This is a genomic window from Stenotrophomonas sp. 05L44_2, assembly GCF_056665995.1.
In genome coordinates this window covers 1-7,221 of sequence record NZ_JBFTNR010000135.1, presented here as the reverse complement: position 1 = coordinate 7,221, position 7,221 = coordinate 1, and the positions used below count along the sequence as shown (strand labels likewise).

The 7,221-nt window shown below is 68.4% G+C and carries 5 protein-coding genes and 1 pseudogene; 4 read left to right on the top strand and 2 right to left on the bottom strand.

The window, feature by feature from the left end:
- Positions 1–161: 161 nt before the first annotated feature.
- On the bottom strand, positions 162–596 hold the full coding sequence (locus AC1VAN_RS06725; protein ID WP_025878496.1) for a VOC family protein: 435 nt from the start codon (positions 594–596) through the stop codon (positions 162–164).
- 336 nt (positions 597–932) lie between these two features.
- Here AC1VAN_RS06725 and AC1VAN_RS06720 point away from each other — a divergent pair, with 336 nt between their 5' ends.
- Positions 933–3,728 (top strand): beta-glucosidase family protein, encoded by a 2,796-nt coding sequence (locus AC1VAN_RS06720; RefSeq protein WP_442251977.1) that lies wholly within the window; start codon positions 933–935, stop codon positions 3,726–3,728.
- 147 nt (positions 3,729–3,875) lie between these two features.
- On the opposite strand, the gene AC1VAN_RS06715 is transcribed toward AC1VAN_RS06720, so the two are convergent.
- Positions 3,876–4,781 carry a LysR family transcriptional regulator gene (locus tag AC1VAN_RS06715; RefSeq protein ID WP_032975257.1) on the bottom strand — a complete coding sequence of 302 codons (906 nt, stop codon included), beginning with the start codon at positions 4,779–4,781 and terminating at the stop codon, positions 3,876–3,878.
- A 104-nt stretch (positions 4,782–4,885) separates the two neighbouring features.
- Here AC1VAN_RS06715 and AC1VAN_RS06710 point away from each other — a divergent pair, with 104 nt between their 5' ends.
- From AC1VAN_RS06710 to AC1VAN_RS06700, 3 genes and pseudogenes are all read left to right on the top strand, one after another.
- Positions 4,886–6,244, top strand: a complete 1,359-nt coding sequence (locus AC1VAN_RS06710) for an MFS transporter (RefSeq protein WP_442251976.1) — start codon at positions 4,886–4,888, stop codon at positions 6,242–6,244.
- Entirely contained in the window at positions 6,244–6,630 is a 387-nt protein-coding gene (locus AC1VAN_RS06705) for a DUF4440 domain-containing protein (protein WP_442251975.1), read from the top strand. The genes AC1VAN_RS06710 and AC1VAN_RS06705 overlap by 1 nt, the downstream gene beginning before the upstream one ends.
- A gap of 202 nt (positions 6,631–6,832) precedes the next feature.
- A pseudogene (locus tag AC1VAN_RS06700) lies at positions 6,833–7,221 on the top strand (CocE/NonD family hydrolase); the annotation flags it as partial.

The following is a 7,221-nucleotide window of genomic DNA, read 5'->3' as shown; positions in this document are numbered from 1 at the left end:
GGCGTGAGCGCCATGGATGGCGCGACCGAGCCTCCATGGATGGATTCACGGCGCCCCCCGCAACCGGACCCACCCCGCCTACCCATAGGAGCCCAGCTTTTGCTTCTGCTGTTGCATTGGCCGTTGCCTCTGCGGGTGCCGGGCGCAGCCCGGCCGCCACCTCACCGCCCCTGCGGGTCCGGCCGGTGGTGCACGTACTCGACCACGGTGCCATCGGGATGCACCGCATTGAACGCCGCACCGGTCGGTACCACCTGCAGCGGAAAGATGATCTCGGCGCCGGCGGCCACCAACTTGTCGTGATAAGGCCGAACGTCGTCGACCAGCAACGTGCCCGTGGTCGACGTGAACGGCGCCAGCGCCTCGTCGCAGCCTTCGATCAGCAGGAACGCACCGACCATCGCCAGCCGCAGGCCCGCATCGGGAAACGGAAAGCCGGCATCGGCGACCACACCCTGCAGCTGCTCGTAGAAGGCCACGCTGCGTTCCAGTTCGCCGGGGGCGACGAACACCCGGATCAGCACGCGCGGGCTGCGCTGGCTGGAGGTGTCACAGCGGTCGCGCCAGAGATGGTCGAAGTCGCGATGTACGGTCATGGGCTCGATTCGTCGCCGGGGAGAACCATTATCGGCAGCGCCGTGCAGCCCGTTGATGACCGCCGGTGATGGGCTGATAACCAGTCCGCACATCGCGCCTGTGACTTAGGTCCTGTTGACAGCGATGAACGCCCTCGCACACTCTTCACATGATGGGTCGCCCTGCGCGGCCCGGACAGGCAGGTTGTCACGCACGGGAGGAGGGTCCCGCGCGCAGACCGGCCCGTCCTCTGGCCTGCAAGGCGTTGCCCGGCAACGCATGCGCGGCATGACGCTGCACCCTTCGGCGGCACTTTCCCTGGACCGATTGCCTTGGCAACGGAATTACGCCCGCCGATGAAAACGTTTACAAAGCCGCTCGCCCTGTCCCTGGCCCTGTCTGCCGCACTGGCCACCCCGGCCTGGGCCGACTCCGCCGCCTTCACCGTGCTGACGCTGGAACAGGCGCCGACCGCGGACGCGATGCCGGCCCTGGCTGCCCAGTTGAAGACCCTGCAGGTGGATGCGGTCAGCGTTCGCCAGGTACAGCGCGGCATCGGCCAGGTCGATCCGCTGCAGCTGCTGGCCGATGGCCTGGGCTACCAGTACCGCTTCATCGCCGCCGGCAAGGATGACGGCCAGACCCAGCACGGCCAGGCCGTGTTGACCCGGCTGCCGATCGCCGCCGAATCCGGCCCCGACCAGCCGGGCCTGAACTACCTGCGCCTGGATGACGGCCGCCATGCAGTGGCGGTGTACACCGACGCTGGCGCCGGTGCTTCGCAGTTGCCGGCACTGGTGTCGCGTTCGCGACTGGGCGCGCCGGCGGTGCTGCTCGGCGCGGTGGCCGGTGAATCGGCCAAAGCGGCCGGCTTCGATCCGGCACGCGTGGCCCTGGAGGCCGATGCCAGCTATTTCAGCGATGGCTTCCAGGCCGCCAGCAGTGCGCCGTTCAAGGTTGAAGGCAGCGCGCTGCGTGCAACCCTGCTGACCCTGGCCTATGCGGCTGACAAGGGCGGCGAGCAGCCGTGGATGGATACCACGCTCACCGCCGATGCGCGCGCTGCGCTGCTGCTGAAGGCGATGACCGAGGACGAGAAGTTCCAGATGCTGCACAGCTACTTCGGGCTGGGCAAGGACGGTGGCAAGCTGCCGGAAGGTGCGGTGGGTTCGGCCGGTTTCGTGCCGGGCGTAGCGCGCTTGGGCATTCCGTCGCAGCAGTCGGCCGACGCCGGCGTGGGCGTGACCAATCCCGGTGGCATCCGCCCGGGTGATTTCGCCACCGCCATGCCGTCGGGCCCGTCCACGGCGTCCACCTGGAACCGCGGTGTTGCCTTTGCCGGTGGCGCGACGATGGGCCGCGAAGCCTGGCAGCAGCGCTTCAACATCCTGCTGTCCGGCAGCGTCAACCTGCAGCGTGACCCGCGTAACGGCCGCAACTTCGAATACGCTGGTGAAGACCCGCTGCTGGCCGGTTCGATGGTCGGCGCAGTGATCCAGGGCGTGCAGAGCCAGCACGTGATCTCGTCGATGAAGCACTTCGCGCTGAACGACATGGAGACCCGCCGCAACTTCCATGACGTGCGCATTGGCGAGCAGGCCATGCACGAGTCGGATCTGCTGGCGTTCGAGATCGCGCTGGAAGCTGGCCGCCCGGGCGTGGCGATGTGCTCGTACAACAAGATCAACGGTACCTACGGCTGCGAAAACGGCTACCTGATGAACCAGGTGCTGAAGCAGGAGTGGAAATTCCCCGGTTTCGTGATGTCCGACTGGGGCGGCGTGCACAGCGGTTCGAAGGCGGCGCTGGCCGGCCTGGACCAGCAGTCCGCCGGTGAAGTGTTCGATGCGGCGGTGTTCTTCGATGAGCCGCTGCGCCTGGCCGTGCACGGCGGCGTGGTACCGCAGGCGCGCCTGAACGACATGGTCGCGCGCATCCTGCGCACGATGTTCCTGCACGGCAACTTCGACAACCCGCCGCAGCACCAGAAGGTCGACGCTGAAGCCGGTTTCGCCGTGGCCCAGCGCACGGTGGAAGAAGGCAGCGTGCTGCTGCGCAATGAAGGCAGCCTGCTGCCGCTGGCCGACAGCGCCAAGCGCATCGTCATCATCGGTGGCCATGCCGACAAGGGCGTGATCGGTGGCGGTGGTTCGTCGATGGTGGGCGTCACGGCCAAGGGCACCAACGCGGTGCCGGGCGTGCTGCCGACCACCTGGCCGGGCCCGGTGATATTCCATCCGTCCTCGCCGTTGGAATCGCTGCGTGCCGCGCGTCCGGACGCCACCATCACCTATGTGGACGGCACCAATGCCGCCGCTGCGGCCAAGGCTGCTGCACAGGCGGATGTGGCCATCGTGTTCGCCACCCAGTGGGCGGCCGAATCGGTGGACCTGCCGGACATGCAGCTGCCGGACAACCAGGATGGGTTGATTTCGGCGGTGGCCAAGGCCAACCCGAAGACCGTGCTGGTGCTGGAAACCAACGGCCCGGTGCGTACGCCGTGGCTGGCGCAGGTGCCGGCGGTGCTGCAGGCCTGGTACCCGGGTATCCGTGGCGGTGAAGGCATTGCCGCACTGCTGACCGGCCAGGCCAATCCGTCCGGCCGCCTGCCGGTGACCTGGGTGGTGGACGAATCGCAGCTGCCGCGCCCGCACATCGATGGCCTTGGCTTCAAGCCGGCCAAGCCGTTCGGCGATGTGTTCGATTTCGATATCGAAGGCGCCAACGTCGGCTACAAGTGGATGGCGGCCAAGGGCCTGACCCCGACCTTCGCCTTCGGCCACGGCCTGTCCTACACCTCGTTCGCCTATGAAAACCTGAAGGTGAGCGTGGAGGGTTCGCGCCTGGTTGCCAGCGTCGACATCCGCAACACCGGCATGCGCGCCGGTGCCGACGTCGCCCAGCTGTACCTGAAGCTGCCGGCCGGCAGCGCCACGCCGATCCGCCTGATCGGCTACGACAAGGTCGAGCTGCAACCGGGCGAACAGCGCCGCATCCGCATCGAAGCCGAGCCGAAGACCCTGGCGCATTACGATGCGCAGGCACGCCAGTGGAAGATCGCCGGCGGCACCTACCAGGTGCAGTTGTCGCGCAACGCCGCCGAGCCGCTGCAGACGGTGGACGTGCAGCTGGTGGAGCAGGTGCTGCGCTGATCCGCTGCGGTACTGATGGTTGAAGACACGGCCCCGCAAGGGGCCGTGTCTGTTTACGGGGTGCCGCTGCGCTCGCCGGGCCTGGCCCGGCGCTACCCGATTACGGGCATCCCGGTAGCGCCGGGCCATGCCCGGCGGGCGAAGGATTCAGCTGGCGTCGTCACCAAACCACCCGCGCAGGAAATCGATCAGCTGCCGCACCTTCGGCGAGGGCTGGCTGCTGTGCGGGTACACCGCGTACACGCTCTGCTGCGGGAAACGATGCTGGCGCAGCACCGGCCGCAGGCGGTCGTGGGCGAGATCGTCCTCGATCAGCCAGCGTGGCAGCACGGTCACTCCTGCACCGGCCACGGCGAACGCGCGCAGGCTGCTGGCCCCATCCACGCGTATCACCGCGTTGCCCGGATTGGTGGCGAACAATGCATCGCTGCCATCCGGCGCGACCACTGGCACATCGGCCAGGCGCGGATAGCCGAGGCGGGGCAGGGTGCCCAGCAGCACCGGATCATCCACCGCCTCGGCGGACCCCAGGCGCGCCAGCAATGCCGGAGCGGCGACCGCGCACAGCGGGTGACGTTCCAGCTCGGTGGCATGCAGTTGCGAATCGGGCAGGCGGCCGAGGCGGATCGCCAGGTCGAAGCGCTCGGGAATCAGGTCGGCCGGGGCTGGCGAGGTCGATAGATGCAGCGCCAGCGCTGGATGCTGCGCGCGGAAGGCTTCCAGTGCTGGAATCAGCCGCAGCTGCGCGTACTCCGGGGTGGTGGTCAGGCGCAGTACGCCCTGCAGTTGATGCTGGTCGCGGCGCGCGGCATCGATGGCGGCCTGCGCGGCATCCAGTGCCTGCACGCAGTGCTGCAGGAACTGTTCGCCGGCCTCGGTCAGCGCCAGGTGGCGGGTACTGCGCAGCAGCAGGGTTACCCCCAGCTCCTGCTCCAGCCGCTTCAGGTTGAAGCTGACCACGGCCCGGCTCAGGCCCAGGCGCTCGGCGGCGGCGGTCAGGCTGCCGGCCTCGACCACGGCACGGAAGATATCGAAGCGATCGAGGCTGACCATGGTGGCTGATTGTCAAAACAGGTTTGACAGTGTTGCAGCTGCCGTCGTGTTTTTCCAACAACGCTGGTCCGCGATGCTGTCGCCTTCGCTGCCGGAGCCTGCTGATGCCTTCCCCACGCCTGCGCCATGAGGCGATCTTCCTGCTGGTGTTCGCGCTGGACTTGGTCAACATGTTCATCGCCACCGTGGCCTACCCGGCGCTGGCGGCCGAGCTGCATGCGGACATCGGCACCCTGGCCTGGGTAGGCACGGCCTACATGCTGGGCCTGAGCGTGGTGATTCCGCTGGCCCCGTGGCTGGCCGCGCGCTGCGGCGAGCGTCGCCTGCTGCTGGCTGCCTTGGTGCTGTTCGCGGTGGCTGCGGGCCTGGCCGGCGCCGCGCCGTCCATCGGCTGGCTGCTGGGCTGGCGGCTGCTGCAGGGGTTGGCTGGCGGGCTGCTGATTCCGGTGGCGCAGGCGGCGGCGTACCGGCAGTGCACGCCTGAGCAACGCGGTGCGCTGACCCGGCGCATCCTGCTGGTGGCGTTGCTGGTGCCGGCACTTGCACCGGCTCTTGGCGGCCTGCTGGTGCAGTGGCTGTCCTGGCGCGGCGTGCTGTGGGCCAGCCTGCCGCTGGCGGTGCTGGCGATCGCCCTGGTGCTGGCGTGGATGCCGGCCGATGGCCTGCGCAGTGCGCCACGCCTGCAGGGCTATGCACTGGCCACCGCCATGTCTGCGCTGGGCGCGTTGCTGCTGGCATTGACCTGGCTGGGTGAGCCCGACCATCGCTTCGCCGGCGCAGGGTTGCTGCTGCTGGCAGCAGTGCTGGCCGCCGCCCACCTGCGTAATGCACGCCGGCAGCCGCAGCCGCTGCTGCGCTGGTCGCTGCTGTCCCATCGAGGCCTGCGCATGGCGATGCTGGTCTATCTGGCGGTGCCGGGTGTGTTCATCGGCAGCCAGCTGGCCAGTACCCTGCAGTTGAACCACGCCGGTTACAGCGCCGCGCAGATCGGCGCCTTGATGTTGCCGTGGGCGCTGGCCTCGGCACTGGCAATCACCGGCAGCCGACGCTTGCTGGCGCGCTTCGGGCCGGGCTCGGTGCTGCGGCTGGGCATGGTCCTGCAGGCCAGCGGTCTGCTGCTGATGGCGCTGCAATCGCAGCCCCCCTTCACGCTGGCCGCAACGCTGTTCGCCCTGATGGGCGCTGGCGGCAGCCTGTGCAGCAGCACCGCGCAGACGTTGGCGTTCCAGAGTGTGGACGCCGAGGCGCTGGGCGATGCCAGTGCGCTGTGGAACCTCAACCGCCAGCTCAGCTTCTGCCTGGGTACCGCCGCCATTGCTCTGCTGCTGGCCTTGGCCATGCAGTGGTGGCCGGCGCATGCCACCGGCGTGGCGTTGGGCCTGGCGGCCGTACTCACCCTGTTGCCGCTGGCGCTGCTGCGCCGGTCGCAGCTGCATTCCCTTTCCGCTCCGGAGACTGCTTGATGGACATGACCGCCGAACACGAAATCCACCTGCTGCACGACAAGCTGCAGGCCTGGTTCCGCGCAGAGGTCGCGGCCGATGCACTGGCTGATCTGATGGAACATTTCTGCGCGGACTTCAGCATGGTCGGCATCTCCGGTCGCAGGTTGGACCGCGCTGCCGTGCAGGCGCTGTTCGTGGGCGGACACGGCGCCCGGCCGGGACTGGGGATCGCCATCGAGGCCGTGCAGGCGGTGGAAGCGCCGTCGCCGCTGGCGGTGCTGCGTTATCGCGAAGGGCATGCCGTGGGTGGGGAAGAAACCGCGTGGCGGGAATCGCTGGCAGTGCTGCGGCAGGAAGGAGGGCGCTGGCGCTGGCTGGCCCTGCATGAAGTACCGGTGGCGTGATGGATCCGCCGGGCATGTCCCGGCGCTACCGTGGTTGGCCGTGAACGGGTAGCACCGGGCCATGCCCGGTGAGCGCAGCGGCAGCAGACCGCACATGTGCCATCAGTCCTGCCTGTAAACGCCGCAGAATGCAAAGCAGGCACACGCTTTGCCGGGGGCTACGGGAGTAGGCTGGGGCCTTTCCTGCCGGGAGGTGATGTCCATGCGTGTGCGTGCCGTTGCTGTTGCCGTAGCCCTGAGCCTGTCCAGCGCCGTGCTGGCCGCCGACACGCCGCCGATGACCCCGGACATCAGCGGAAAACCCTTCGTCGCCCCCGATGTGGGTCGCGACTACGACAAGCGCGTGGTGATGGTGCCGATGCGTGATGGCACCAAGCTGTACACGGTGATCGTGGTGCCCAAGGGTGCCCACAATGCACCGATCCTGCTGACCCGCACACCGTAYGACGCCGCCGGCCGCGCCAGCCGCAGCGATTCGCCGCGCATGCGCGATCTGCTGCCGCAGGGCGATGAAGTGTTCGTCGATGGCGGCTACATCCGCGTGTTCCAGGACCTCCGGTGGCAAGTACGGCTCCGAAGGCGATTACGTGA